Source organism: Pseudomonas sp. 2822-17, from assembly GCF_002742485.1.
Lineage (GTDB): Bacteria > Pseudomonadota > Gammaproteobacteria > Pseudomonadales > Pseudomonadaceae > Aquipseudomonas > Aquipseudomonas cyclaminis.
The window spans coordinates 1-281 of sequence record NZ_LJRZ01000818.1 but is presented as its reverse complement, the minus strand read 5'-3'; the positions used below and the strand labels follow the sequence as shown (position 1 = coordinate 281).

Annotated in this window: 1 protein-coding gene; it reads left to right on the top strand. The window is 37.4% G+C overall.

Going from position 1 to position 281, the window contains the following annotated elements:
* On the top strand, positions 1–281 hold a 281-nt coding region (locus tag AOA60_RS33565), incomplete at both ends, for a hypothetical protein (protein WP_218240916.1).

Below are 281 nucleotides of genomic sequence, written 5' to 3'. Positions count from 1 at the left end.
AGTAGATTTCCTACTGCAAACGAACCATATGTACAAGCTAGAAGTCACTCAAAATCATCAGATAGATTTGCTGCATTTGTAGAAGCGTATGAATGGTACCCGAAAGATAGTCGGATTATTAAAGGCATTAATGATGGAGCAATTGGAATACTTAATTGGAGTATAGGTGAACATCGGCGGGAACGTTATGATACCGCCATAGACAGATATGAGTACATCCTATCTGCGCCTGTATTAGACAAAAGTATAAAGGAAGAAACTAATGAACTTTTAGTTTATGC